Annotated in this window: 20 protein-coding genes; 8 read left to right on the top strand and 12 right to left on the bottom strand. The window is 58.3% G+C overall.

Annotated elements, in window-relative coordinates; translation table 11 throughout:
* Positions 1-336: 336 nt before the first annotated feature.
* Positions 337-3,009 carry a DUF1553 domain-containing protein gene (locus tag JNN07_16615; GenBank protein ID MBL9169365.1) on the top strand — a complete coding sequence of 891 codons (2,673 nt, stop codon included), beginning with the start codon at positions 337-339 and terminating at the stop codon, positions 3,007-3,009.
* Positions 3,010-3,024: 15 nt separating this feature from the next.
* Positions 3,025-4,509 (top strand): DUF1501 domain-containing protein, encoded by a 1,485-nt coding sequence (locus JNN07_16620; protein MBL9169366.1) that lies wholly within the window; start codon positions 3,025-3,027, stop codon positions 4,507-4,509.
* A gap of 320 nt (positions 4,510-4,829) precedes the next feature.
* Here JNN07_16620 and JNN07_16625 read toward each other — a convergent pair whose 3' ends face one another.
* The 3 genes from JNN07_16625 to JNN07_16635 all read right to left on the bottom strand — a co-directional run bounded on the left by JNN07_16625 (position 4,830) and on the right by JNN07_16635 (position 9,450).
* Positions 4,830-6,119: a UDP-glucose/GDP-mannose dehydrogenase family protein gene (locus JNN07_16625; GenBank protein MBL9169367.1), complete on the bottom strand. Its 1,290-nt coding sequence runs from the start codon at positions 6,117-6,119 to the stop codon at positions 4,830-4,832.
* A gap of 96 nt (positions 6,120-6,215) precedes the next feature.
* Positions 6,216-7,034: a tetratricopeptide repeat protein gene (locus JNN07_16630; protein MBL9169368.1), complete on the bottom strand. Its 819-nt coding sequence runs from the start codon at positions 7,032-7,034 to the stop codon at positions 6,216-6,218.
* Positions 7,035-7,317: 283 nt separating this feature from the next.
* Positions 7,318-9,450 carry a hypothetical protein gene (locus JNN07_16635; GenBank protein ID MBL9169369.1) on the bottom strand — a complete coding sequence of 711 codons (2,133 nt, stop codon included), beginning with the start codon at positions 9,448-9,450 and terminating at the stop codon, positions 7,318-7,320.
* Between the two features lie 423 nt (positions 9,451-9,873).
* Between JNN07_16635 and JNN07_16640 the strand changes: the two genes are divergently transcribed.
* From JNN07_16640 to JNN07_16655, 4 genes are all read left to right on the top strand, one after another.
* Positions 9,874-11,136 (top strand): competence/damage-inducible protein A, encoded by a 1,263-nt coding sequence (locus JNN07_16640; GenBank protein ID MBL9169370.1) that lies wholly within the window; start codon positions 9,874-9,876, stop codon positions 11,134-11,136.
* A 280-nt stretch (positions 11,137-11,416) separates the two neighbouring features.
* On the top strand, positions 11,417-12,493 hold the full coding sequence (proB, locus tag JNN07_16645) for a glutamate 5-kinase (protein ID MBL9169371.1): 1,077 nt from the start codon (positions 11,417-11,419) through the stop codon (positions 12,491-12,493).
* A gap of 20 nt (positions 12,494-12,513) precedes the next feature.
* A complete protein-coding gene (locus JNN07_16650) occupies positions 12,514-13,200 on the top strand; it encodes a MazG family protein (protein ID MBL9169372.1) in 687 nt (228 codons plus the stop codon).
* Between the two features lie 19 nt (positions 13,201-13,219).
* The gene (locus JNN07_16655) at positions 13,220-14,332 is read left to right on the top strand and encodes an aminopeptidase (protein ID MBL9169373.1); all 1,113 of its coding nucleotides are present in this window, start codon (positions 13,220-13,222) and stop codon (positions 14,330-14,332) included.
* A 214-nt stretch (positions 14,333-14,546) separates the two neighbouring features.
* On the opposite strand, the gene JNN07_16660 is transcribed toward JNN07_16655, so the two are convergent.
* The gene (locus tag JNN07_16660; protein ID MBL9169374.1) at positions 14,547-15,638 is read right to left on the bottom strand and encodes a PrsW family intramembrane metalloprotease; all 1,092 of its coding nucleotides are present in this window, start codon (positions 15,636-15,638) and stop codon (positions 14,547-14,549) included.
* A 127-nt stretch (positions 15,639-15,765) separates the two neighbouring features.
* Between JNN07_16660 and JNN07_16665 the strand changes: the two genes are divergently transcribed.
* Positions 15,766-16,776: a ThuA domain-containing protein gene (locus JNN07_16665; GenBank protein MBL9169375.1), complete on the top strand. Its 1,011-nt coding sequence runs from the start codon at positions 15,766-15,768 to the stop codon at positions 16,774-16,776.
* Positions 16,777-16,785: 9 nt separating this feature from the next.
* On the opposite strand, the gene murJ is transcribed toward JNN07_16665, so the two are convergent.
* From murJ to JNN07_16685, 4 genes are all read right to left on the bottom strand, one after another.
* Positions 16,786-18,345, bottom strand: a complete 1,560-nt coding sequence (gene murJ / locus JNN07_16670; GenBank protein ID MBL9169376.1) for a murein biosynthesis integral membrane protein MurJ — start codon at positions 18,343-18,345, stop codon at positions 16,786-16,788.
* 59 nt (positions 18,346-18,404) lie between these two features.
* Positions 18,405-19,487, bottom strand: a complete 1,083-nt coding sequence (locus tag JNN07_16675) for an N-acetylmuramoyl-L-alanine amidase (protein MBL9169377.1) — start codon at positions 19,485-19,487, stop codon at positions 18,405-18,407.
* 327 nt (positions 19,488-19,814) lie between these two features.
* The gene (locus JNN07_16680; protein ID MBL9169378.1) at positions 19,815-22,361 is read right to left on the bottom strand and encodes an ABC transporter permease; all 2,547 of its coding nucleotides are present in this window, start codon (positions 22,359-22,361) and stop codon (positions 19,815-19,817) included.
* 5 nt (positions 22,362-22,366) lie between these two features.
* Positions 22,367-23,032, bottom strand: a complete 666-nt coding sequence (locus JNN07_16685) for an ABC transporter ATP-binding protein (protein ID MBL9169379.1) — start codon at positions 23,030-23,032, stop codon at positions 22,367-22,369.
* Between the two features lie 103 nt (positions 23,033-23,135).
* Between JNN07_16685 and lpxA the strand changes: the two genes are divergently transcribed.
* Positions 23,136-23,942, top strand: coding sequence for an acyl-ACP--UDP-N-acetylglucosamine O-acyltransferase (lpxA, locus tag JNN07_16690; protein ID MBL9169380.1), 807 nt, complete (start codon positions 23,136-23,138; stop codon positions 23,940-23,942).
* Positions 23,943-23,959: 17 nt separating this feature from the next.
* Here lpxA and JNN07_16695 read toward each other — a convergent pair whose 3' ends face one another.
* The 4 genes from JNN07_16695 to JNN07_16710 form a co-directional block, all read right to left on the bottom strand.
* A complete protein-coding gene (locus JNN07_16695; protein MBL9169381.1) occupies positions 23,960-25,054 on the bottom strand; it encodes a DUF2786 domain-containing protein in 1,095 nt (364 codons plus the stop codon).
* A gap of 24 nt (positions 25,055-25,078) precedes the next feature.
* Positions 25,079-26,020 (bottom strand): aspartate carbamoyltransferase catalytic subunit, encoded by a 942-nt coding sequence (locus JNN07_16700; GenBank protein ID MBL9169382.1) that lies wholly within the window; start codon positions 26,018-26,020, stop codon positions 25,079-25,081.
* Positions 26,017-26,604 (bottom strand): bifunctional pyr operon transcriptional regulator/uracil phosphoribosyltransferase PyrR, encoded by a 588-nt coding sequence (gene pyrR / locus JNN07_16705; GenBank protein ID MBL9169383.1) that lies wholly within the window; start codon positions 26,602-26,604, stop codon positions 26,017-26,019. The genes JNN07_16700 and pyrR overlap by 4 nt, the downstream gene beginning before the upstream one ends.
* Positions 26,605-26,686: 82 nt before the next feature.
* Positions 26,687-26,920, bottom strand: a complete 234-nt coding sequence (locus JNN07_16710) for a hypothetical protein (protein ID MBL9169384.1) — start codon at positions 26,918-26,920, stop codon at positions 26,687-26,689.
* Positions 26,921-26,987 lie beyond the last annotated feature (67 nt).

Genomic DNA, 26,987 nt, shown 5'->3' on the forward strand with positions numbered 1-26,987 from the left:
CCGACTCTAGTCAGAAACCGCGCGCCGGCGCAATGCACGGATTAGGGGGGGGTAGCGTGTGTGATTTGAAGTGGGTGAGGCTTGGTCTGTTGTACGGAGTTCCGCCTTTAGGCGGTCCCCTGAGGCTTGAGGATCATGGAAACGCTAGATCCTAAACCACTGGGCCAATTTCAGCGCCTTTTCCGCCTGAAGGCGGAACTCCATGCGCCCGACGATCGTTGGGTCCGCGGTTGGATAGTTCCCCGCCTCACCCACTTCTAATCACACCCGATTGGCTGGGGCCACTATGAATTTGCGTTGCCCACGGAACGTCTCAACCGGCACAATAGCACTCTCATGAAACTCTCCGGCGTTTGGGCTCTAGCCTGGATTCTTGCCTCGCTGCAGGCCGGAGGAGTCACAAACTCCTGGTGGGCGATCCAGCCGCTGAAGGCTCCCAAGCCTCCCGTGATCCCAGGAAACCCAAAGACGGCGCATCCCATCGATGCCTTCATTCAGGCTCAGTGCCTTCAACGCGGACTTACTCCGTCACCCGAAGCTGACGCACGCACCCTGATCCGACGATTGAGCTTTGATCTCATCGGCCTTCCCCCCGCACCGGAAGCGGCCGAAAACTTCGTAAACAGTGGTTCCACCCAAGCCTACGAGACGCTCATCGAGAAACTCTTGAACAGCCCCCGCTACGGAGAACGCTGGGCTCGCCATTGGATGGATACCGCCCATTTTGCCGAGACGCACGGCCACGACCAGGATCGCATCCGAGCGCACGCCTGGCCCTATCGCGATTATCTCATCCAAGCGTTCAACACCGACACTCCTTACCCGCGCTTCGTGCAGGAGCAGGTCGCGGGGGACGTGCTGTTCCCCGAAAGGCCCGATTTGATTCCCGCCCTGGGGTTTCTAGCGGCCGGCCCTTGGGATGAGAGCTCCCTGCGCGACATTCGAGAAGACACCTTGGATCGTCAGATCGCCCGGTATTTGGATCGAGACGACGTCGTGACCACCGTCATGCAAACCTTCACCAGCACCACGGTGCAATGCGCCCGCTGCCACGATCACAAGTTCGACCCCATCAGCCAGGAAGACTATTATTCCTTGCAAGCCACCTTCGCGGGAGTCGACCGCGCCAGCCGTCCCTACGATCCAGATCCAGCCATCGCTCGAAGGCGCAACCAAATCAAAGGCGATCTGGCAAGGGTGGAGAAGCGAGATCGTGAACTCTTGTTTTCTTCGAAGACCGAAAACTCGCTTGCGCAGTGGGAATCGACTCGAAACCAAACCCCGGTGAAATGGCAAATCGTCGAATCTGAGGTATTCCTGTCCGCCGCAGGTGCCACACTGCGGCGTCAGAAGGATGGATCCTTACTCGCCAGCGGGCAGCATGGTCCGACGGATATTTACACCATCACGGCTCGCGCCCAGGTTTCGCGCGTTTCTGCGGTCCGACTGGAGGTCCTCGCCGACGACAGCCTGCCCCGCCGCGGGCCAGGACGTGAACCCAACGGAAACCTGCATCTCTCCGAATTTCAGCTGTGGGCGTTTGATGCCGCGAGCCCGACCGGAAGAATCGTGAGTCTTAAGAACCCCAGCGCTGACTATAACCAACCCGATTGGACCATCGCGCACGCCCTGGACGGCAACGACAAATCCGCCTGGGGGATCTACCCTCGAGTCGGCGAGGCTCATCAAGCCGTGTTCACCTTGATTACCCCTCTGGAAATCCGACCGGATACAAAGCTGGTCTTCGTGCTCAAGCAGCTCCATGGAGGCCACTGCATCGGCCGACTTCGCCTTTCGGTGACCGACGCCTCCTCGCTCGAAAGTCTGATCCTTCTGCCCGAAGAACTTCAAACCGCTCTGGCCGCCCCTCGTTCGGATAGAACCGAAAGCCAGAAAGTCCTCCTGGCGGCATGGCACCTAAAGGCCGCGCTTGATCGGGATCTGGCCTCCCTGCCTCCACCATCCTTCGTCTATGCGGCAGCCAGCGATTTTCCGCCGGATGGCTCGCACAAGCCAGCGGGGGCTCCCCGTCCTGTTCAGATTCTACATCGAGGTGAGATTACCAGGCCCGGGCAGTTGGCCAACCCCGGAAGTCTAAGCTGCATCGACTCGCTATCGGGGCGATTTGCCGATCTACCCCCTCAGGACGAGGGTGCCCGGCGAGCCGCCCTGGCCCGATGGCTGACCGACCGCAACAACCCTTTGGTCTGGAGGTCTATCGTCAACCGAGTCTGGCACTATCATTTCGGTCGAGGCCTGGTGGAAACCCTCAACGATTTCGGATCCATGGGAAGCCAACCGACCCACCCGGAGCTGCTCGATTGGCTGGCTGTTTGGTTTCGAGACGAAGCGAAAGGATCCCTGAAGCAGCTGCATCGTCTTCTGGTCACCAGCCACACTTACAAACAAGCCTCGGCTGTGCGGACAGCATCCGGGGCCCAAGCACTCGACACCGAAAACCGCTATCTGTCCCGAATGCATCGCCGACGGCTGGATGCAGAGCAAGTGCGCGATGCGCTCCTCCAAATCTCGGGCCAGCTGGATTTGCGAATGGGCGGCCCCAGCGACCAACAGTTCGATCTTCAACCCGGCATCCATGTGACACCCCGGATCGACTACAGCAAATTCGATCTCGATCAAGCGGCAGGTCGTCGAAGGGGTGTCTATCGCTTTCTCTTCCGAACCCTACCCGATCCCTTCATGGATGCGCTGGACTGTCCGGCCGGAGATCAGCTCACCCCCGTGAGGATGGAGGGTGTGACCGTGCAGCAAGCACTCGCGCTTTGGAACAACGCGTTCGCCGCCCGTCAAGCCGAGCATCTCGGTTCGCGTCTAGGTCGCGAGCATCAAGGCTTGGCGGCACAAATCGCAGCCGCCTTCGAACTCGCCCTCAACCGCGGTCCCCGGTCGGAAGAGCAGGCAGAGGCCGCGGAGTATGCCAAGCGCCATGGCCTTAACAACTTCGTGAGGGTTTTGATTAACAGCAACGAGTTCATGTTCCTCGATTAATCTCCCTACACCGCCATGCATCCCCACTCCTCGCCAGTTCAAAGGTCCCTCGGCACTGCCGCCCGCCAGGCAACCCGACGTGCCTTCCTGGAAAGGCTCGCGGGAGGCTTTGGTGGAGTTGCACTCGCCCAGGTGCTGGCAGCGGATCAATCCCTAGCGGCTCCGACATCGGAGCGTGCGGCCTTGCTGCCAGACAACCCCCTGCCTCACCATCTGTCCAAGGCGCGCCGCGTCATTCAACTCTTCATGAACGGCGGAGCGAGTCAGATGGATCTGTTCGATTACAAACCTGCCCTCTTCCAACGAGCGGGGGAGTCTTTCAACCCCGGCGCTGGGGTCAGGGTCGAAGCTCCCACCAGTGAGCCGGGCAAGATACTCAAGCCGCCTTTCGAATTCCGTCGACACGGTCAGAGCGGGAGATGGGTTAGCAGCCTCCTGCCTCACCTGAGCACATGCGTCGATGACATCGCGTTTCTGATGTCCATGGTCTCCAAGACCAATGTCCATGGCCCGGGAAGCTATCTGCTTAACACCGGGTTTCTCTTGCCTGGGTTCCCTTGCTTCGGTTCCTGGGTCAGCTACGCGCTCGGGCGGATCGCCGACAACCTGCCGACGTTCGTGGTCCTACCCGATTCGCGCGGCCTGCCCTACAATCAAAAGGGCAATTTCTCGAGCGGCTTTCTGCCCGTTCAACACCAGGGGACAATCATCCAAGCACAGGCAGCCGCCCCCATGACCGACTTAAGCCCGCCAAGCAGCGCAACCTACATCACTCCCGAGGCCAGCCGGGATGGCCTGGCGCTCCTCAACCGATGGAATCGATCGCATTGGGAGGACCATGGTCGGGATGGCCGTCTGGACGCGCGAATTAGGGCCTACGAGTTGGCTGCCAAAATGCAACTGAGCGCACCCGAGGCCTTCGATGTCACTCGGGAAAGTGAAGTCACCCGCAAGCTCTATGGCCTGGATGAGAAGGTCACCGAGGATTTTGGCAAGCGCTGCCTCATCGCCAGGCGTTTGATCGAGCGAGGCGTGCGATTCGTGCAGGTCTGGAGTGGCGCTGGTGGGCCCACCGGCAACTGGGACAACCATTCCAGCATCGTCAAGGAGTTGCCGCCGATGTGCGCGGCCACCGACCGCCCAGCCGCCGCGCTACTCCGGGATCTGGAGTCCCGAGGACTTCTGGAAGATACGCTCGTATTGTGGAACACCGAGTTTGGCCGAATGCCGTTTAGCCAAAGTGGCGATGGGCGTGATCACAACGGTGGAACCTTCGTAGGCTGGATGGCCGGAGCCGGGGTCCGAGGAGGAACATCTGTCGGCGAGAGCGACGAGTGGTCCTGGAAGGCCGCGAACGCCGCCGTCACGAACTACGATTTTCATGCGACGGCTCTGCATCTCCTCGGAATCGATCACGAAAAATTGACCTTCCGAGCGAACGGAGCGAACCGCCGGTTAACGGATGTGCATGGCCAGGTCATTCGCGAAGTGTTGGCGTGAGACTGGATGTCAGTCCGAAGGGCTGTCCATGAACCAGGCCTCGTTACCTCGGCTTCTTCACTATCAACGGCTGTAGGGGACGAGATCACTTCCTGGATCCGCTGCCTAGAACCCACAGGGTTCAAAGAAATTAGCCGGGCGATCGCAGATCCCCGGTCACCCGTTCCCATTTCACCGCACCCCGCAGGGCGTGCCACGTCCCTTTCCCCGGTCAAAGGGACGGCCATAGGCTTGGTGGCTTAGTGTGAGACCATCCGGCTCGCTGTGCTCGGAGCCGGGGAATCGTCCACCACCCCGACTCGGCGTCGGGGTGGTTGCTGCTAGCGGCCGATCGATTTGTAAATAAAGCCGAGCCTCTCCATCTCAATGGGATCGAAGAGATTTCGGCCATCAAACAGGATCGGATGCGTCAGCTCGCGACGCGCCCTGTCGAGGTCGAGTTTCTTAAACTCCGGCCATTCCGTAGCGACGACCAACGCATCACATCCAACCGCCACCTCGTTCATGTCCTTGACGTAAGTCACGTCCTTAAGAACACTTTTAGCCTTCTCCATCGCCTGCGGGTCGTAAACACGAAGAGCGGCGCCTTCCGCCTGTAGCCGGTGACAGAGTTCGATCGCGGGCGACTGTCGAACGTCGTCGGTGTTTTGCTTGAAGGCAAGCCCCAGGACACCGAGTGTTTTGTCCTTGGCCACCCACAACGTTTCGATGATTTTCTTAACGAACCGATCCATCTGTGCGCTATTGATGGTCTGGACCTCCTTGAGCAATCGAAAATCATAGCCGAGCTGCTCAGAGATCTTCACAAAGGCGCTGATGTCCTTGGGGAAGCAGCTACCGCCATATCCGAGACCCGCGTCGAGGAAGCGGCGCCCGATCCGGGCATCCATTCCCATACCGTTGGCCACCTCGAGAACGTTGGCACCGGAAGCCTCACAAATCACCGACACCGCGTTGATATAGGAAATCTTCAGGGCCAAAAACGAATTGGCCGCGTGCTTGATAAGCTCGGCAGAGTTGATGTCCGTGATGATGAGCGGCGCCTTGATCGGCTCATAGATTTCGCGCATCGCCGGAACCGCCCGCTGGGATTTTACACCGATCACAATCCGATCCGGCTTGAGGAAATCCTCGATAGCAAAGCCTTCTCGAAGGAACTCCGGATTACTGACGACATCAAACTCCACCTTGGCTTTGCAGTAACGCTTGATGGTCTCGGAAACCTTGTCGCCCGTCTTGACCGGAACCGTGCTCTTATCGACCACGATTTTGTAGGAGGTCATGCAACTGGCGATCTCGCGCGCCACCCCTTCGATGAAACTCAGATCGACCGATCCATCCGCGTGCGGGGGGGTAGGAACCGCGATGAAGATGACGTCCCCGCCTTCCACTCCTTCCTGGGTTGACGCAGTAAAGCGCAGGCGGCCGGCGGTTACGTTCTTGCGCACCAACTCATCCAGTCCTGGTTCATAGATGGGCATTCCGCCCGCCTGAAGCACTTTGACCTTCGCCACATCCTTGTCGACGCAAACAACCTCATGACCAATTTCCGCGAAACAGGTACCGGTCACCAACCCGACATAACCTGTCCCAATAATACAGACCTTCATATGTGTAGCGAATCAGACCATGGAAACGGCGAGAATGTTCGATTCTCGCCGAATCATCTCACCCGAGTCCGGTTTTGCGTTAGCTCAAGGAGAGCCTCACGGCTTCGCGGCCGGAGTTGCCGGCGCGCCCGAGCTGGCAGCAGCGTTAGTTGCTCCCGCAACGATGTTCGTCAGCGACTTCTTGACCGCATCAACCGCCTTGGCGGCATTGGTACCCAGAATAGTGGTCGGAGTCGTCAAGGATGGGGTATTGGAACGCAGGTAAGGGAACTTCTGCGCCAACTCCTCTCGCTTCATGAACGCTTCCTGCCCGGCCGTCCCGCCGCGGCTGCCTTGGGTGATCTCCTCAAAAAGCTTGTAAGCCAGCTCGGGCTTATTCTGAGCCACGTAGAGCTTGGCCATGGACAGTTTGGCATCCTCAGCCACTCCTTCGGTGGAGTAGCGCTTGGCGACTTCATCGTACTTCGCGAGAGCCTCCGTCGTCTTACCCTGAGCATCCAAGCAGGCAGCCACCCCGAAGGCGGCTTGAGAAGCGAACGGGCTGCCAGAGCTGTTGCTTAGGAACTTTTCAAATTGAGCCTGAGCCTCCGCATATTTGCCATCGCCGAACAGCGCGCTCGCTGCTCGTAGCACGGCCTGCCGGCCAGCCACGGTGCCCGGATGATCGGCGGCCACTTTGAGGTAGCCTGCCGCCAATTCACCGGCCGGCGGATTCTCGCGAGGCCGAACCGGCTGAACATTGGTCAGAGCTTCCGCCGCTTTGGTTTCGCTGCCTTCTTGGTAGCTCACGTAGCCGTAAATCATCAAACCACCGGCAGCGACCATGCCGACACCCGTGATGATTAAGTTACGATTGGCATGAACCCAGGCCTCGAAACGAAGCATGCCATCCGACTGACTGACTTCCGGTTGCATAAGGGGCCAAAATGTCCGTTTCTACACCCCAAAACGCAAGCTCGAAAATGAATCAATCCCATGAAGAATCAATTCCCTTCTCTCAGACGCCCTACCCTCGATAACGTTAATCGCCAATCATGGTCCCTTCGGGGCCTCATTCTGGCCCCGATTGGCCAACGTCCTCGATTTCGTCCAAAACCTGGGCACCCCAACAAAAAGCCCGATGGAGCAAGCTCCATCGGGCGTCAAGTCCGGACACCGAAATGCCTCTACAGCATAACGGAGCGGATTGATTGAGGAATTACTGAGCCACGCGGAAGAACGCCTTGTCGCCGGAAGGCGTCACCGTGTAGGGACTGGCAGCCCCCACCACATCGGTCCACTCGCCGGTGATGGATGATTTCGATTGGAGCTTGCCCCCAGCGAACGTGAGGGTAAGTCCACCGACGGTGCTAAAGCTGAGGCTAGGAGAAACCGAGGCCGGCTTGCTGTAGAACCCGACATTATCAATGCCGAAGTACCAGCTACCAGTGCCAGCGTGAGCGAAGCGCAGACGCACCTTGGGTTGGTTGTCAGCCAAGGGCAGTCGATAGATTTCGACCCGCTTACTCTCCACGGAATCATCGTCCACGCGCCCGCTGATGTAGGGAGCCAAGGAGCCCCAGCGATCTTCGGTGACGCCGATAAAGCTGCCGTAGTTACCCTCACCGGTCACTCCGGTTTCGGGGTCGGAGAACTTCGCCGTATCCCCCCGAGGGCTGGACAACGTGTTGGCGGCATCCGTGAGACCGTCCTCTCCAAGGATGATATCCTTAGCGTCGATCATATACAGAACAGGCTCCCAGGTGGCACCTTCGTCGATGGAGTACTCAACGCCGCCCAACGAATCCTGGTTCTGTTCATAAATGCTATTCCAGGAGAGATACACATCGGTTTTGCCGGTCAGGTCATAGTCCGGGCTGTACAGGAGCTGGAACTGATTGCCTGAGCGATTGTCGGATTCACCGTAGCAGAGTTTCCCCTCGATCAAGGTGGTGAGGACTTTGCCGTTCACGACCTGATAAGGACGAACGCTCAGCCGCCGGGTGTCGAACACTTGAGCAAATCGCTCCTTGGTGATGACGGTAAAGTCGAGGTAGCTATCGGAGTTAGGACTGTTGAGGTCCAAAGTACCATTAGACCCGGACGTGTAGTTCTTTCGGGTCCAGCCGGCAGGAATATCTCCTTCCTCGGCACTCTCAAAGGTCTCGAGGTGGATGGCAGTGGGCAGCGTGATGTCGGTGTAGTCAGCGACCGTAAACGCGGTGCTTTGCACCTTCTTCACCACCGGGGAACCATTATCGCTGAACTCCAGACGGTAGGTGTGAGCCGAGTTGGCGGCCAGCAGCCCAGCAGGGCTGTAAGTGATCACATTTTTTCCAGCGGCTGGAACGGTGAGCACATGGGGAACCACATTGCCATCGAAGAACAGCTTAACCGATGCGGGATCCAGCGCGGTTCCAGCATTCTCGACGGTAGCACTGAAGGAGCCGTCCGGGCTAGCAGCAGTGGCACCATCCGTCGGGATCATCGAGACAATCGCCGGGGTCTTGGGATCAGGCACCGCGCTGATATTGATGCCCTCGAGAGCGGCTGAATAGATACGCCCAACCTCACTCGCAGCGAGTTCACGATGCCAAAGTCCGAAATCGTCCATCTGTCCATCAGCGATTCCAACTGAGCCGCCATCGGTGTAGGATCCGGTTCCATCCTGGCCGAGATTGATTCCCAAGCCGCTCCGAAGCGAATTCTGGACCCAGTTGCCATCGACGTCACGCGTCACAACGGGGCGTGAATCGACTTGAACACCATCGAGGTAGGTGGTGGCGTTCCCGTCGCGCTTTACGGTCACCACAATGTGGTGCCAGGATCCACCATCAATGGTGTGAGCGCCGCCATCATAGTCCAATCGGGGATTACCACTTTCACGGTAGTTCCACTGAAATCCCCCGTTGCCTGCGGTCGCCAGCACGTAACCCACATTGCCGCCGCTGTTCCAGTTCTTGTTACCGAAAAAGGAAGGATCTCCGCTCCAGGAGTTAAACTTAACCCAGAAGGCGGCGGAAAAATCCTTGTCCACCCCAAAATCCAAGGTGCCGGATGGCTCGTCCTCGCTTGCGCCGAGCTGCAGGAAGTTGAACTGTTCCTCTCCTTCTGGCACGAGATCCGCAGTCTTGTAAGACCAAAATTTGAGCGCACCACTGCCGATGCGGCCTTCACCTTCGGTGTTCGCTTGTCCCACCAGCCGCGGGGCAAAATCACCAACGAGGTGTCCGGTAGTGTCGTCGATGTTGCCATCGAAGTTCAGGTGGACAACTAGACCTTCCTGAAGAGTGCCAGCGAACGCTCCGCCGGCCAGGGACAGGCCCATCATGGTGGTGAGGACCCGTTTCATGTGAATACTTCTGTTTTTCATGACTACTGTTTTCATGCCCGCCATCGGGCTTTGGATGAGGTTAGGGTTTACTGAGGAAGGAGAATAAGCATGGGCTCGGACGAATCGTCGCTCGCAGGGGAAACCGGTCGGAGACCGGGATCGGAGCTAAAATAGTACGGCGCAACATCTTCATACATCCCATTCCTGAAAATCACGCAACCGTGGTCACCAGTCGCATCGACAAACCAGGTTCGCTGCTGAAATCCAGAACTTCGCTAATGCCTGAATATATACCAAAATCCGCAAATTGGAACAAGCTCAATCACGTGGCGACGAGGTCAAAACGACATGTCGCTCCCGCAACAATCAACGCATAGGTCTGGACAACGGGCCGGCTCGTGCTTCCATTCAATCTACAGCTTCACAAGCTGTGTCTCATTCATGTACACCGAATTGATCAACACTGGATCAGAGCTGATGCTCGGTCGCGTTCTCAACACGCACCAACAATGGATTTGCCGTCGGATGGCTGACCACGGCTACACGGTGACACGACAGGTCGCCGTCTCGGACGAAGCGCACGCCATTCAAGGAGCAGTTCGGGAGGCCTTGGAAAGAGCTGACCTGATCCTAACCACCGGCGGCCTCGGACCGACCAGCGATGATCTGACACGTGACTTGATCGCACAGCTGCTAGGCCGGCCACTCCGCGAGGACCCCGCAGCCCTGGCCAACATCGAGTCTTTTTTCACTTCACGCAAACGGCCCATGCCAGCCAGCACTCGAGTGCAGGCCATGGTTCCCGAGGGCGCTCAAGTGCTACCGAACGGGCATGGCACTGCTCCCGGGCTCGCGATACCCCTGGAGCCACGGCCCGGGAGCCGTCTTCCCCGCTGGCTGATCATGCTGCCAGGTCCGCCGCGCGAGCTGCACCCGATGTTCCTGAACCAAGCCCTGCCGCTCATCCAAAAGGCCTATCCTCTCGGAGAAGAGTATGTCTGCCGGACTTTGAAGACCGCCGGGCTCGGGGAATCGTGGGTCGAGGAGAAGGTCTCTCTCCCCCTCAAACCTTGGACCGACTCGGGCATGGACCTGGGCTACTGCGCGCGCACCGGAGAGGTCGACGTGCGATTTGTCTGCCGCGGCCCGGACGCCAAGACCCGAGTCAACGGGGCAGAAAAGCTCTGTCGCGAACTGCTGGGTGGCTATGTATTCGGCGTCGATGATGAGACCTTAGAGGGAGTGCTCGTCCGGCTGCTCACCGAGCGAAAGCGGACGGTTGGACTGGCGGAATCCTGCACCGGAGGGTTTGTTTCCCATCGCCTCACCAACGTCCCCGGGGCCTCCGAAGTCTTCCGAGGGTCGATCGTGTCGTACCACAACGAGATCAAACACTCGGCACTCGGAGTCTCCTCGGAAATCCTTCGAGAGCACGGCGCCGTCAGCGAACCCTGCGCTCGCCTCATGGCCGAGGGTGCTCGCCGCGCGCTTGGAGTGGACTATGCACTGTCGATGACGGGTATCGCCGGACCCGGTGGCGGGACGCCCGAGAAACCAGTCGGCACCGTCTTCATCGGCCTTGCTTCAGCAACGGGAACTACAGTGGTCAAGAATCTGAATCGTTTCGATCGGGAGACCTTCAAGTTCGTGACTTCCCAACAGGCCCTCAACTTATTACGTCATACGATCCTGGGCACAGAGTAGAGCAACACTCGTCACTCTCCTCGTGCCTGAGTTATGAGTTGGAGTGAGTGATGAGTGATGAGTTGCGGAACGGGGGATCGTCCGGGGACGGACGACGCTACAAGGGGGAGGAGAAGCGATTACGATTACGATGGGGATGGGGACAGGCAAGCTCCCTCACGCCCCCAACTCGTCACTCGTCACTCGTCACTCGTCACTCGTCACTCGTCACTCATCACTCTCCTAGCCCCCTCCAATCCGAACTTCCATTCCCCGGCACTTCTCTGCTAAACACCCGGCCGTGCGTTCGGAATTTCTTAAGTCAGCTCAGCGGTTGGTGGTCAAACTGGGAACCGGCGTGCTTACCGACAGCCAGAAGCAGCCCGATCTCGGACAAATGCGCCAGCTCGTCGCCCAGCTCGCAGCTCAGCGAAAGGCTGGTCGGCAGGTGGTCCTGGTCACCTCCGGGGCCGTCGGCTCGGGCATGGGCGTGCTGGGGTTTCAAAAGCGGCCTGAGGACCTCGCCGCTCTCCAGGCGTGCGCGGCAGTGGGACAGAGCCGACTCATGTCCACCTATGAAAAGCTCTTCGCCCGCCACAAGCTATCCGTCGCTCAGGTGCTCCTCACCCACGATGATGTGGCGGATCACGACCGCCATTTCAATGTGCGCGGAACTCTGCGCCAGCTTCTTGAACGCGGCATTGTGCCCATCATCAATGAGAACGATGCGGTCTCGACCACCGAGCTTAAGTTTGGTGACAACGACAAGCTTAGCGCCCTGGTGGCAACGCTACTGGCCGCGGATCTGCTGGTCATCCTCACCACGGTGGACGGAGTCATCGATCACTTCGGGGAGCCAGACGCCCGCCGGATTTCGAGCATCGAGAACATCACCTCTCGTGTGGAAGGTCTGGCGGGCGGAACCTCCAGCGCCACTGCGGTCGGGGGAATGAAGACCAAAATCCAAGCGGCTCGAATCGTGGTTCGCGCTGGGATTCCCCTGGTGATCGCCGCCGGTCATAAGCGACACGTGCTAAGGGATGTGCTCGCAGGCAAGGACGAAGGCACGCTGTTTCAACCCGACAACCGCCCCCTCAGCTCGCGGGAGAAGTGGATCGCCTTCTTTAACCGCCCCCAAGGAAAACTGAGGGTGGATGAAGGAGCGGTCCGGGCTCTGTCGGAGAAGCCGAGCAGCCTGCTGCTCCCCGGCATCCGACGTTGTGAAGGCGAGTTTACCAAGGGTGCCGTGGTGAGCATTTGCACCCCGAAGGGCAAGGAGTTTGCCCGAGGAATCGCACGACAGGATTCAACCGTTCTGCGGCAGCGCAAATCCGATGACAGTGTGGCCATCCACCGGGATCACCTGGTTTTGCTCTAATCCCGCGCTGACGATTTCGCATGAAACGCCCACGAGCCCCCAAGCCCGCCATCGTCGACCTTCTGGCCGTGATGGCACGACTGCGTTCCCCCACCGGTTGTCCATGGGACCAGGAGCAGGATCACATGTCGCTGCGATTCCATGCCGTGGAGGAAGTCTACGAACTCATGGACGCGATCGAGGCGGGCGACGACGAGGAGATGATGGAAGAGTTGGGGGACCTCCTGCTGCAGGTAGTCTTCCATGCTCAGCTGGCTCGGGAGCGGAAGGCGTTCAACTTCGAGAAACTCACTCGCAACCTGGTGGATAAGCTCATCCGCCGTCATCCGCATGTATTCGGGGACAGCAAAGCCAAGGATGTGGATGCGGTTTGGGCCCAATGGGAGAAGATTAAACGCGCAGAGAAGAAGGGAACTGCTCATGACCGGCCCTCGGCGTTGGATGGCATCCCTCGTCACCTGCCAGCCTTGCTGCGAGCCGAGAAGGTGACCAAGAAGGCCCGCAAGGCCAAACTACTCCCGACCAAGGCGGCGGCCACCCGAATATCTCGATCGGCCCTCGCGGCCAGCCTCTTCGACCTGGCCGAAATCGCACAAGCCCGCGGCTGGTCGGCCGAGGAGCTGCTGCGAAGCGAAACCAAACGTCGTGAACGTGCCTATCGAAAAGCAGAAGTCTCCCACATCCAATCTGCATCTCACTCCCGCTAACCTCCTGCTCACCACTTCTATGGACCAACGTTATCAAAAGCTCGCCGAACTCCTGACTCAGTATTCGCTCAAGCTCAAACGCGGTGAAGTGGTCTTCATCGACGCCACGGATATCCCGGAGACCTTCTGCATCGAGATGGTCAGGGCCGTCCGACGCGCCGGGGCCCACCCCCTGATCGAACTGCGTCAAAGCAGAATCTCGCGCGAACTCCTGCTGGAGACGAACGAGGAACACGCCCGGCTCATCCGCGACGTGGAGATGTTTCGCATGAAAAAGGTCGACGCTTACATCGCGCTTCGCGGAAGCCAAAACGCGAATGAGTCGTCGGACGTCCCGGGAGCCCTTTCCTCCCTGTTCTCGCGAACATTGCGGCCAGTGCTCAATTATCGGGTCAACCAAACTCGATGGGTCGTGCTCCGATGGCCAACCCCGAGCATGGCGCAGGGCGCTGGAATGAGCACAGAAGCCTTCGACAACCTCTTCTTTGACGTCTGCACCATGGACTACGGACGGATGGCCAAGGCCATGATCCCGCTCGAGCGGCGCATGAAGCGGGCGGACCAGGTCAGAATCGAGGGCCCGGGCACAGAGCTTAGTTTCAGCATCAAAGGCATCGGCGCGAAAATGTGCCGAGGCGATCGGAATATCCCCGACGGTGAAGTCTTCAGCTGCCCGGTCAAAGACTCGGTCAACGGCTACATCCAGTTCAACACCCCCACCATCTACGCCGGAACCCGCTTCGATAACATCCGGCTCGCGTTCCGCGATGGACGCATCGTGGAGGCCACTGGCAGCAACTCCAAGCGTCTGAACGAGATTTTGGATACGGACCCCGGAGCACGTTATATCGGGGAGTTCTCGCTTGGGTTCAATCCTTACATCCTAAATCCCATGTGCGACATTCTCTTTGATGAGAAGATCGCCGGGTCCTTCCATTTCACACCTGGTCAGGCTTATGAGGGTATCGCCGACAACGGCAACCGCTCGGCGGTCCATTGGGATATGGTGATGATTCAGCGCGCAGACTGGGGCGGCGGAGAGATCTGGTTTGACGACGAATTAATCCGCAAGGACGGCCTCTTTTTGCCGAAAGATCTGCGCGGCCTGAACCCAGACCAGCTGAAGCGCTAATCTCCACCTGGGGAAACGGAGCTGGCCGCTGATCTTTATCCTGAAAACGGCGGTTGTAACCACGGATTTCGCGGATCGCACGGATGGGCGAAGATTTGAAGAGATCACCTCATCACTCGGAAGGAGAGTGCGATCTGTCGTTGAAGAATGTCCCAAACCCTTCCGAATCCGTGTCATCCGTTCAATCCGTGGTTAGTGCATTCCCGGTTTTCGGTTAAATAGTTTCTTCCCCCCGAGCCCGCCCTTCGCGCAAAAGGCGGTCCAATTCCATACTGCGCGCCATATAGAGATTCAGCGCGAAGACGCTGAACACTGCCACAAAGAGGCCGAATCCATGCCGGGAGAAGGTGTTGTAGGTACCGTGCAACACTGCTGGCAAACCAATGGCGGTCATCCAAAGCCCCACTCGACGTTCCGGGTAGCGCAGAGCGAAACCCAGGAAGTATCCGGCGATGCCAGTCCAAACCGCGTGTAGAAAGGGAAGCGACGTCAGTCGGAGGACGTTGAGAAGGTAATAACCCTGGGCACTCTGGGTCATGTTCAGATTGAACTGCCACTGGTAGCGCACCCCCTCGAAGAGCCCAAAGCCCAGGCCAGCCATCAGTCCGTAGAAGAGCATGGTGTGCGGTGAGAGTTGATCCTTCCGCCGAAACATAATGATGAGCACCATTGCCTTGCACAACTCTTCAGCAACTCCCACTCCGCCGACAAATCCGATCCAGGTTCGAAGCAAGGAAGGCGATTGAATCCAGGGTAGAAGGAATCCGGTAGGTGTGAGCCGATACACCCCATAGAGAATCAGAGTGCAGCTGAGAGCACTGCCAAACAGACAGAAAGCGGCGTCTCGCAGTTTTACGTCCGGAGCCGGAAACGCGTGATAGAAAAACCCCCCCCAGAGCAGCGAGAAGTAGACTGCCATTGCCCAGTACGCCTTCTGAATCCCCGCGTCCTCGCCAAAATAGGCGAGGATTGCCAAGGGCATGAGGCCTACCCCGGCGATCAATAGAGCCCGACGCTGTCGCAACCATCGGCCCGACCTGAGCTCATCCCATGGCACCAACAAATGAGCCGTCAAACGCCGGAGGTCTTCCTTGGGTGCGACTGAGGAGCTAGGCCCCGTGGTAAAGGCATCGAAAAAGCGCCGATCGCGGTCCAGAAGCTCCCCGAGCTTGACCCGCACTGCTCCGTCCTCGGATTCGACCGGAGTGTTAGGTCCGATCGCCCCCTTGCGGTAAAGACTGACAAGCTCGTCAACGGTCCAGGGTCCCTGGGCCGGCTGATCAGGAATAATGGAATAGTAGCGCACGAGAGGACCCCACTTTTAAGACAACGTAGCTCGCTGTCAACGGCCTGGGAGATCCCGCATCAACATCCTTGACGTTCCCTCAACGGATCGTTGAACTGGATCCCAACAGCTCTCATCCAAAAGTCACATGAAAACACTGCAAGTCTTCCTCGCTGCTCTGATGGTTCTCGGCGCCACATCCCTTCCGGCAGCCGACCGCGTGGTTTATGAAGGAACGAAGGGCCCTGGGCGTGGGAAGCACATCGTCTTTCTGAGCGGCGACGAGGAATACCGCTCCGAGGAGGCACTGCCGATGCTCGCCAAAATTCTGGCGGTGCACCATGGTTTCAAATGCACGGTACTTTTCCCACTGAACCCGGCGGATGGAACCATCGACCCCAACAACCAAACGAACGTCGTGGGTCTGGAGGCGATCCAAACGGCGGACCTAGTGATTATGCTGCTGCGTTTTCGCGAGTTTCCTGACGCCCAGATGAAGTATTTCGTCGACTACTACAACGCCGGCAAACCGATCATCGGCCTGCGCACCTCGACCCACGCCTTCTCCTACGAAAGAAACAAGAAAAGCCCATACGCCAAGTTCGATTGGCGAAGTAAGGAATGGCCGGGCGGGTTTGGCCAGCAAGTCCTGGGGGACACTTGGATCAGTCACCATGGTAACCATGGGAGCCAGAGCACCCGCGGGATCATCAACGAGCAGCTGAAAAAGCACCCGATCCTTAAAGGAGTTACCGACATCTGGGGACCGAGTGATGTTTATGGCATCACCCACCTGCCGGCCGACGCCCAAGTACTTGCCTATGGACAAATCCTGGCCGGCATGAAGCCAACGGATGCGGCCATCGAAGGCCCCAAAAACAATCCGATGATGCCCCTGATTTGGGTGCGTGAACGCAAGAATGAAGACGGGAAAGTCAACCGGATCCTCTGCAGCACCATCGGCGCAGCCTCGGACTTTGAGAGCGAAGGCCTTCGACGCCTGATGGTGAACGCCTCCTATTGGTGTTTGGGCATGGAAAAGAAGATCAAGGCCAGCAGCAAGGCGGACGTTGTGGGCGAGTATCACCCCACTTTCTTCGGATTTGGCAAGTTCAAGAAGGGCCTGAAACCGTCGGACTACGAGCTCGAGTCGAAGTGAAGCGGTCTGTCAGCGACTCCAGCGTGCACGCAGCTTGGCCATCGCCTGATCGATGGCCTCGCTGCCGTAACCGATGTGGAAGAGGCGGATCAGCGCGAGGTAGACGATGGCCGCGCACGCGGTAGGAACAAACACCGCGCCGGTTTTTACCCAGAATTGAGCGTGTCCGAAGTGACGCTCCCACCCTTGAAAAATCAGCCAGGCCACTGCCCCGCTGACCAAGGCTACTCCCGCCAGCGCGGTGACACTTCCCTGCAAGCGCTGAAAATCCAGGCGGCCCAGCTTCTTGCGTAAGGCAAACAGCAACAAACCCGCATTCATCGCAGCGGTCATCGAATTGGCCAAGCCCATGCCGGCCTGCTCCAGGGGTCCCAGAAACAGGGCGGTTAAGACCAAATTCAAAAAGAGACAACAGATGCTGATGCGCGCGGGGGTTGAGGTGTCACCCAGCGCGTAGAATGCCCGGGCGAGAATATTCACCGTCGAATAGGCGATCAGCGCCGGAGCGAGAAAGACCAAGGCTTTGGTGACCCTGGTGGTGGCAACGACATCAAAACTTCCCCGCTCAAAAAGCAGGCGGATGATCGGCTCGGCCAGAACCATTAACAAGACTGCGGCCATGATGTTGGAGGTGAGCACATAGCCCAACCCTTGTTGTAACGTTGAACGAAACTCCGGATACTTCTTGTCGGTCGCCAAGCCTGAAAGCGTCGGCAGAAGATAAGTGGCCAGGGAAACGCCAAATAGACCTTGCGGCAGTTCCATGAGGCGCACGGCGTAATCAAAAGAGGAAACGATATGATCGGCGAACCAAAAGCCAAGGCCCTGACTCACCAGCACATTGATCTGAAACGCGGCCACTCCCAGGATACCAGGCACCATCTGCCGCCCCACAAAAAGCACCGATTTATCCTTCCAAGGGGTAATCCAGCGAAATCGAAAACCCTCACGTCGCAGCAGCGGCAGTTGGTAGATCGCCTGAGCAGCCCCCGCCAATACCACCCCCAGAGCAATTCCGAAGACTTGGCGCTCCTTGGTTTGCCCCATCATGGGAGCGATGAGAAACACCGAACCAATCATGACCACGTTCAGCATCACCGAGCCGAACGCAGGAACGAAAAAGTGTCCTCGAGCGTTCAGGATGCCCATGAAAAAGGCAGCCACGCAGACCAGGAGCAGGTAGGGACACATGCACCTCATCAAATCCAGCATCAACACCGTCTTGAGTTTAAACCATCCTGACCACATCAACAGCGTCGCCACGGCCATCATCAGCAGCACCACCCCAGTCGCAACCACCAGCAGCGCCGACAGCACCGCGTTCGCCACACGCCACATTTCCTGTTCTCCCTCCAGCTTCTGTTTCTCCTTAAAGTGGGGGATGAAAGCCGCAGTCAACACCCCCTCGCCCAGCAAGCGTCGGAATAGATTCGGAATGCTGAATGCATAGGTGAAGGCACTCGCCACCAGGCCCGTGCCCATCAGGTGAGCATAAGCCATCACACGAACCAGACCCAGGATCCGGCTTAACAAAGTGGCCAGCGCGATCGCACCGGAGGACTTCAGCATTTGAGACATTTGGAAAGGGGCGATCTAAAGTTGCTGCGGTGTAGCAAGCAAGATTTCACCTAGTTAGCACCACGGTCCACAGCTGGCTCACCACTCTGCCCGATGGTCGGTTCCAAGACCGGCACCGGATCCAGCGCCGCGATCCCGGCAGCGACACCCTCAGCCAATCGCTGGCGATAGGCGGCCTCACCGATTCGCTTGGCATCCTCCGGGTTGGACAAATACCCTCCTTCGATCAGGATGGCGGGGCGAGACTGTCCTCGAAGAACGCCCATGAAGCGAGCCCGCTGCACCCCACGGTCTATCGCTCCGGATCGCGCGATCACCGATTTGTGCACACGCCAAGCCAGGTTGAGGTTTTCAAGATCGAACCCGTTGTTTGGAAAAGCCAACCGCAGATTGTCTTCTCCATCCCGAACAACCGAGGAGGCCAGACCGGGCGGAGTCAGAACAAAGGTCTCCAAGCCGCGTTTGTGATTGACCGGATACGCCGAGTTAAAATGGAGGCTGACAAACAGATCCGCCTTAAGGGTCTCAGCGAAAAGCACTCGTTCCGCCAGAGACATGTCAGCATCGTTGGTTCGTGTCAGCGCGACCCGATACCCGTGCTTCTGCAACACCAAGGCTAAACGGTGCGCCCAATCCAGGGTGACTCGCTCCTCAAAGTAGCGGCGATCGACACTCTCACTCCCGGCGTCTTTGCCGCCATGCCCCGGATCGATGACAATCAGCCGATTCGTAGACCACCAGACCGGCTGGATGGGCCAGAGGAGGGGGTGAAGGGTTTTCTGGTAATCCACGCGATGCACGCAAGGCTGCCCATTCACGAACTGCGGTAAATGCCCGAGCATGACATCCACACCTCGAATGGTCGCTCGGGTCGATCCCACACGGATCAGCGCTCTCCCCATGGCCGTCGCGACCTCGTAGGTTGGCTGGGGATTCTCCGCCACACGTCGAGGAGCCACCAATCCCAGGTTTCCCGCCCACTCGAACAGCGAGATCAGCGGATTGCGCATGGGGTTCGCTTGGATGAGCGGCTGGAGGGGATGCCTGGCGGTCGAAACCGGCGGGGGCGCTGGAGGAAACGCGACCAGCCCGTTGGTCAGGGGCGAGGAGGATGGCACCAGCGAGTTGCTCATGCTTCCAAGCTGGGATGCCGGAACAGCGAGCCGAGAGAATCCCGAACCCACACTGCCCGCACCAACCATTAGGTTCGAGGAGGTTCCCGTCGACACTGACAGGGGTGAGGAGATTTGCGGAGAGGTCTCCGGATGCTTCGGATAGGCCAGCAACAAAGGCGCGGCCACCTCCTGGGTAACCAAAGGAGGCAACGAGCCTGCTGCAAACCCTGAGCTGGCTGATACGAGCCAAACCAGAGTCAAAATAGTGTGGCATCCTGCCTGACTCACGGGAGCGTCATTCTGCAAAAGCCGCCAGTGCGCAGCAATATGTTTTAGGAATACTTGCTAGGAAGCCTCCTCCCGCAACAGCTCGAGCGGCGGAAGCTCCGATGCGGTTCGACTGCTGAGCAGTCCAGTAACTACTGTCAGTAAAGCGACACTTAGCGGAGCAATCAAGATCGGCAGCACCGAGAGCAGGTAGGAGGTTCGAAAAACGAAGTGGGCCAGCGCCCAGGATGCAGCGATCGCCAAAACGGTCCCCGTGGAGCCGGCCAGGAACCCGAGGCTGGCGTATTCCCACACCAGAATCCGCTGCAGCTGGGCCCGCGAAGCGCCCAAGGTCCGGAGCAGTACGGATTCCTTCATGCGCTGATGCCGACTCACCAGCACCGCCCCAGCTAAGACCAACAGCCCCGTTGCCACCGTAAAAAGCGCCATGAAACGCAACGCCAGCGAAACCTTGCTGAGGATCGCGTCCAGGGTGTTCAGCACCAAGGTCAGGTCGATTGCCGAAACATTGGGAAACCGCTCCACAACACTCCTTTGAATCTCGGCTGATTCTTCCGCGGACTTGGTGCGGGTCACAAACACATGAAACGCCGGCGCCCCTTCCAAAGACCCGGGCGGGAAGACGACAAAAAAGTTGGGCTGCATGCGCCGCCAATCCACCTTGCGGAGGCTAGCAACCCGGGTGCTCAAAGGCACGCCCTGGAGATCAAAGACCAATTCGTCTCCGAGACCGACACCCAGCTCTCGAGCAATCCCCTCCTCGACCGATACCGGGATGAACTCCCGCGAGGGATCGAAGGGGGGATGCCAGGATCCCACCACCAGACTCTCGGAATTGGCCAACTCGGCCCTCCACGTCGAGCGGTATTCCCTCCTCAGAGCCCACTTCGCCACCACACGATTCGTATCGGCCAGCAACTCATCCACAGTCCTCTCCTTCAGCTTGGAAAGGCGCATGGTAACAATGGGAGCCTGTTCCATTAAGGGAATGCCCCGGCTTTGAAGTAATTCTGTGACCCCTGCTTGTTGATCAGGCTGAATGTCAAAGAAGATTGTGTTTGGGCGATCCGACCCCCGATCCTTAATCAGCTGCGTCAGCAGCGTGTTTTGGGCGAGGTACAAAGTCAGGAGCACGAACGTGCCCAAGCCCAGGGAGAGCATGAGGAGGGTGGTGCGATTGTTGGGGCGATGCAGATTCGCGACCCCCTGCCTCCCCGCAAAGGGGAGAAAGCGCGGCGCTATCGCCCGCGCCGCAAGCATCAGTCCGCGCGCTAGTGAAGCCAGGAGAGCAAACGCCGCCAGCAAACCGACGGCAAACCCGATACCATGTCGCCACTTTTGAGTGTGCTGAACCGCAAACGTGCCGGCAGCGAATAGGATTAGAAGGTAGACCGCCACTGCGTCCCAGGGGACGCGCCTTCCTCCTTCGCTGCCGGCGGCCAAGCGTAAGGCCGCCAGCGGGGAGGTGCGACGCACGGCCAGCAGAGGCAAGAGGGCGAAGATTAAACAGAAAACAGTCCCCAGCAACAGTCCCTGAAGCCCGCGCCACAGGTTCAGTGAGGAATCTATCTTCAACTGGAGGAAATCTCCCATTACCCAGGGCAAAACTCGCTCGGTTGCCAGACCCAGGATCACACCCACCAAAGAAGCCAGCACGCCCAGAGCCATGGCCTGCGCCAGATAGATGGAGAATGTTTGCGCCTGGGAAGCCCCGAGGCAGCGCAGCATCGCGACACCGGGAAGTTTCTCACGAATGTGGGTATGGATGGCACTGGACACCCCGATACCGCCTAACAGGAGAGCAACGAACCCAATCAGGCTCAAAAAGTTCGCCAGATTCTCCATGGAGTCACCGAGGTCCTCCTGCCGTTTCTCAACGGTGGTATGACCCAGTCGCAGCCGATCGAGCTCCGGTTTGAGCTGCTTAGCCCACGCCTCCGCAGACTCTCCAGGTGCCAGTCGAAAATAGACCTTATATCGAGCCAAGCTACCTTCCCTAAGCAAGTTTCCCCGGGCCAGATCGCTCTTCCGTAGATAGACCCGAGGAGCCAGGGTGGTGAAGGCCATGGAGTCCCCAGGGACGCGCTGTAAGCGCCCCACCACTTTGAGTGAAAGATCCCCCACTCTCAGATCATCACCAACCTGCGCCTGGAATTGAGCCAGCAGACTCTCCTCGACTAGAGCCCCTCCCGTCTCACGCCAACGATCCAGGCTACCCGGGGGCAAGGATTCCAGCTCTCCGTAAAAAGGAAAATCACCCTCGATGACGCGCACCTGAACCAATCGGGTACCACGGGAGGCTGGAAAAATAACCATGGAGGAGAAATCGACCTCCCGGGCCTGCTCCCCACCGATCGACCTAAACAACGCCTCCTCCTCCACCCCGAACCGACTGCGCCCAGCGAGGACCAAGTCCGCTCCGAGCAAGGATTTAGCCTGAACTTCAATCGATTGGTTAATCTGATCTCGCAGCGAGCCAATCGCTGTGAGCGCCGCTATGCCCAAAACGATGGAGCTGCCGAAAAGAGCCAGCCTGCGGCGGCGCTGCCGGCTTTCGCGCCAGGCCATCGTCCACGTCCAGGGCCGCAGCAAGGCACGAATCATGGCGATCATTCGGAGCCTACCACCTTTCCTCCACGCAACCGGATCATCTGTCCCGCACGGGCGGCAAGCTCCCGATCATGAGTCACCAAAACGAGCGCGGTTTTCTCGCCTGCGTTGAGCTCGAAAAGCATTTCCACGATCTGCTGAGCGGTGGCATGATCCAGGTTGCCGGTCGGTTCATCAGCAAACAGGACCTTCGGGCGATTCACAAAGGCCCGGGCGATGGCCACGCGCTGTTGCTCCCCTCCAGAGAGTTGGGAAGGATAGTGATCCAACCGAGCTCCCAGCCCCACCCTCTCCAGCAGCGCGCGAGCCGGACCCGCGGCATCAGCAGTGCCCCGAAGCTCCAACGGGATCATCACATTTTCCCAGGCGGTGAGAGTCGGAAGCAGCTGAAAGCTCTGAAAAATAAACCCAACACTTTCGTTTCGGATGCGGGCACGCCCATCCTCGTCCAGAGAGCTCAGGAGAGTCCCGCCCAACCATACGTCACCGGTGCTTGGGCGATCGAGGCCGGCGGCCAATCCCAGCAAGGTGGTCTTGCCGCTGCCTGAAGGGCCGACAATGGCACAGGAGTCACCGGCGCAGAGCGAAAAACTCACCTCGCTGAGCACAGTGAGCGTCCCATGGCTGGAGGCATAGGTTTTGGACAATCGCTCCACGCGGAGCACAGGATCAAATTGCACAGCTCCACTTTCACCCAGCCTAACTCCAGGTCAAATGCGAATTGTTTTGATCCCCCCTGATATTCCTGTGTTCAATTCTGCTAGCCAAATGAGCCTTATTCATCCGACGGCTACTATCGATGCGCGTGCGACGCTGGATCCTTCGGTTCAGGTGGGTCCCTATGTCGTGATCGATGCTCATGTCACCGTGGGGCCAGGGTGCCGAATCGGACCGCACGTACACCTCACCGGCCATACAACCATCGGAGCCAACAACCTCTTTCATTCGGGGGCTGTGATCGGGGATGCCCCGCAGGATTTGAAGTACGACGGCGCACCCACCAGGCTCACCATTGGAGACAATAACGTCTTCCGCGAGCACACCACCGTTCACCGCTCCAACAAGCTGGCGGATGCGACACGCATCGGCCACTCGAACTTTCTGATGGCAAATAGCCATATCGGCCACAACACGATTCTCGGTGACCACAACATCATCGCCAACGGGGCACTCATCGCCGGGCATGTCACCGTCATGGATCGCGCGTTCATTTCCGGAAATTGTCTAGTTCACCAGTTCGTGAGGGTCGGTACGCTGTCACTCATGCAGGGAGGCTCGGCGATCAGCAAAGACCTACCCCCGTTCGCCATCGCGAGGGGCGACAACCGGATTTGCGGACTGAACATCATCGGGCTAAGGCGCGCCGGCTTCACTCCCGAACAGAGACTGGAGCTCAAGCGTCTGTACCACCTACTTTTCCGCAGGGGCAACCAGCTCAGGGCGGCTGTTGACGAAGCCTCTATTGCATTCCAAAGCCCGGCCGCCCAGCAGCTCTTGGACTTTGTGAAAGCGACACGCCGAGGAGTTTGTGCGGACAGAAGCCGCCGACCGGATTCCCCGGAAGAAAACGACTGATTTCGAAGCGGCGGCTCCTAACTCAGAAGCCCACGGACCACGCCGGAACTGGAATTTCCGACGGGACGATTCAGTCGAACCTGTCGCCCATCTTGAACCCCATCCTGGAAAGTGCCATGAACCCGGACTGCGGCCGATTGTCGGGCGATGGTTCGCGGATGAACATATCGGTAAAACTCTGTCAATCGAGGGTCTTGCTTCCAGACTAGTGCCTGCTCCCGAGCCAACCGATCCGTTTGCCCGCGAAGCTTCTCGGAGAAACCCACCACCACACCCCAGTAGTAGTGTAGTCGGCCGGCATTGGAACGCAGCCCCACCGCTCTTTGGTGCGCTCGCCACAGCTGAGGAAGCAGGTTCTCCAGGAAAGCCGCAACATACTCCGCCATGTCGAGATTGAGTTTCGTTCCGTGGATTTTCAAAAAAGTCCCCCGCTTCTGAGAAAGCGGATCGTAACCTCGATCCCAAATGACCTCCACGAAAAAGAAGTCCCGCAGCAAACTCGCGATGGCATTTTCGTAGCGCTGCACCCGACTTCGAGGTCGTCCCAGTTGACGCACACCATAGCGAGAGCCAGCCTCACCCACATCCTGGAGCGATAGATTGTACTTCAGCAGAAGATAGCGAGCCTTCTCCATGGCCAGCTGAGCTTCATGCTCATTGGAGCTGGTGGCAAGTGACAGGAGCTTCGAGATCTTTTCCCGAATCGGGTTGTCGCCCTCCAGGATGCCACCGACGACCGGCGTGACCTCTCCGCCGTTGCCTGATGCGTGAGGACTCACCCGAAGCAGCTGACAGGCCTCTTTAAACTTAGGACCATGAGGAGCCGGGTCATCGCCGCCCAAAATCTCATCCACGTATTGATGCGCCATCTCGTGGCGAAGAGTCTCCATGACCCCCATCCAGGGATCACGAAGAACGTGCGCCTCTGAGAGCGAGATCATCCGCGTCTCACGATGCCAGGCACCCAGGCGAGTGGCAGCACCATCGAGACGAAAACTGGGTTGCGTCAGTCTTTCCCCCAGATAGCACCAATTGTAGTGACGCCAAAACGAGGCTATCTCGACCAGGAGCGGCGGACTTTCAGCAGGTTCTGAAGGGAACCGCGGGTTCATAGGTGCTCAACCTATCATGGATGGTCAGTGAGCCACCTCCAAGGGCCCCTTTCCACCATTGACCAGAAACAGCACCGCCATGCGTATGGCGAGGCCATTGGTGACCTGTTCCAAAATCACCGACCGACCACAATCGGCCACCTCGCTATTAATCTCCACCCCGCGATTGATGGGCCCGGGATGCATAATCAGCACATCCGGTTTGGTCCGAGCAAAGCGCGCACGAGAGAGACCAAAGAGTGTGCTATACTCACCGATGCTGGGAAACATCGTCTTGCGCTGTCGCTCGTGCTGAATTCGAAGCAGGTTGATGACATCGGCGTTCTCAATAGCCGCATTGACATCATAGGTCACCTGGCAGCCCATCTCCTCGAAAACTTTGGGAACCAAGGTACTCGGGCCACAAAGAGTGACCTTGGCGCCTAATTTCAGGAGCGCCCAGATGTTGGATCGAGCTACGCGGCTGTACAAGATGTCCCCAAGAATGGTGACGTTCAGGCCTTCAATCTTTCCTTTATGCTCACGTATCGTGAACACATCGAGCAGCGCCTGAGTAGGATGTTCATGGGCTCCATCTCCAGCGTTGATCACACTGCCTTTCAAGAAGCGGCTCAAGAAGTGCGGGGCACCGGTAGCGCTATGTCGAATAATGATGATGTCCGCATTGAGCGCCTCGAGGTTCTTCGCGGTGTCCTTTAGGCTCTCGCCCTTCTTGAGCGAGGAAGCCTCCGCAGTGAAATTAATGATGTCGGCGGTAAGGCGCAGAGCCGCGAGCTCGAAACTGATTCGAGTGCGGGTGGAGGGCTCGATAAACAAATTCACCACCGTCTTACCCCGGAGTGCAGGCACTTTCTTAATGGCACGCTCACCCACAGCTTTGAAGGCGCGAGCGGTATCCAGGACCGCGTTGATCTCTGCCGACGAAAGCGATTGGATATCCAGAAGATGTTTTCGAGTCCAGCTCATGGGGGAGATAAACGATGCAAATGAACGGAGTCCTGACCGTGTTCTTCAAGAAAACACACGTCCACCCGCTCCTGCCGGGCGGTAGGAACGTTTTTGCCAACGAAATCAGGCTTGATCGGCAGTTCCCGGTGCCCTCGGTCAATCAGAACAGCCAACTGAATTCGATGCGGCCGTCCCAGATCGTGAAGTGCGTCCAGAGCCGCGCGCGCCGTGCGACCACTGAAGAGGACATCATCCACGATGACCACGGTCTTGCCATTGATGTCCGAGGGCAAGTCAGTGGCATGCACGACCATAACCCCTTGTTGATCAAGGTCATCACGATGCATGCTTACATCCAAGCTTCCGTATTCCACGGGATGTTGCCAAATGCCTTCCAATAGCTTCGCCAAGCGAGTAGCGAGCAACGCCCCGCCTCGAGGGACGCCTGCCAAGATGACTTGTCGACCATCTTCATTTCGTTCGGCGATCTCGTGGGCAATACGCGCCAAGGCTCGCTGCATCGCTTGTCCGGTCATGAGTATGGTGGCGCTCGTCGTCACGGGTGGCAGTAAAAATGAAAAAGCACCGGAATGGAAATCCATTCGGTGTCCTAGGAAAGAATTGATACTGAAAACTTAGCCCCGTCTGACCGCCAAACTGCCGCCCCCCCGCAGGCGACGGAGCTTAGTTCTGGGCAGCAAAAGGACTCGTCGAGTGGCGAGACCGACGCCACTTCGCACGATGCTTGATAATCCAGTCGGTCAGCGCTCTTTCGAAGCCGATATCGTAGCCCAACTTCTCAGATTCAAGCCACTTATGGCGGAGGATCTCCTCCCGCTCGGCCTGAAACTCCCGGTAGAGTGATGAGTTCCTAACGACGTCACTCACACCGGCGGTACCAGCAAAATGGTTGCTCATACTTGGTTTCGTCTTGTGATAGCGTCCGGAATGTAACATGAGGCGCATAGGTGACAACTCGTTTCTG

The organism is Verrucomicrobiales bacterium, assembly GCA_016793885.1.
Taxonomy (GTDB): domain Bacteria; phylum Verrucomicrobiota; class Verrucomicrobiia; order Limisphaerales; family UBA11320; genus UBA11320.